Annotated in this window: 1 protein-coding gene; it reads left to right on the top strand. The window is 78.9% G+C overall.

Annotated elements, in window-relative coordinates:
• The coding region (locus tag JNW98_RS35305; RefSeq protein WP_223772350.1) for an acyl-CoA synthetase family protein at window positions 1-1,114 on the top strand (1,114 nt) is incomplete at both ends.

Here is a 1,114-nt window from a genome sequence, read left to right as displayed (position 1 = left end):
CGGGGCGGCGCGTGCGCGGCCGCGGCGGCCGGCCCGGCCGGCGGCGAGGCGTGATGGAGGGCTACCCGGAGCCGTCGCCGCGCGAGTTCCTCACGGAGAGCCTGGCCGGACCCGGCCGGCCGGCCGGACCGTCGGTCGTCCGCTGGGACGGGCTGGGTCCGGGGGCCGCCGAGCGGCTGGTGGCGGAGGTGGTGCCGGACGTGGTGGAGGTGTGCACCTCCGGCAGCACGGGTCCCGCCGTTCCCTGGCGGCACAGCAGGTGGCAGCTGTGGACGGAGGCGCACCTGCTGGCCGGGCTGGTCCGCGCCGACCGCCCCCGGGCGGTCCTGTCCTTCGCTCCTCCCACCCGCCTCTACGGCCTCGTCGCCACCGTGCTGCTGCCCGCCGTGCTCGGCGTCCCCGTCTGCTACCGGCCCCGGTACGGGCTGCCGGTGCCGGCCGTCGACGCGGCGCGGTGGCTGGTCGTCACCCTCCCCTGGGCCTTTCCCGTCCTGCTCCGCGACCTGGCGGAGCCGGGGCGGCGCCAGCACGTCACCGTGCTGCACGGCACCGCGGCGCTCCCGGCCGGCGCCGGGGAGTTCGCCGCGGCGGCCCGGCCCGGGCGGGTCCGGTTCATCGAGGTGTTCGGGTCGGCGGAGACCGGTGCCATCGCCCACCGGGAGCCCGCCGGGCCGCCGCCGCGACCGCCGTCGTCCCGCGCGCCGGACCCCTGGACGCTGATGGAGGACGTCCGCTTCGCGCCCGGGCCGGACGGCCGGCTCACCGTCTCCGGCCCCCGGCTCGCCCTCACCCCCGAGGGCCGGCCCCTGCCCCGGTGGACGACCGGCGACCACGTCCGGCGGCTGGACGACCGCACCTTCCTGTTCCACGGCCGCCGCGGCCGGCTGATCGAGGTCGACGGCCGCCGGGTCGACCTCGACCTGGTGGAGGACCGGCTGCGCGCCGTCCTGGACTGCACCGACCTCGCCTGTGTGCCCGTCACCCGCCGACCGGGCGACGACCACGTCGAACTCCTCGTCGCCGGGCCCCGCGAGCCCTGCCTGGTCCCCCGGCGGACGACCGAGGCGCTGCGCGAACTCGGCGTCGCCGTCGGGCGGATCACGATCGTGGACAG

It is taken from the genome of Streptomyces huiliensis, from assembly GCF_020037025.1.
Classification (GTDB): Bacteria; Actinomycetota; Actinomycetes; order Streptomycetales; family Streptomycetaceae; genus Streptomyces; species Streptomyces huiliensis.
Note: the sequence above shows the minus strand (reverse complement) of the source record. Positions and strands in the feature narration are given on the sequence as shown.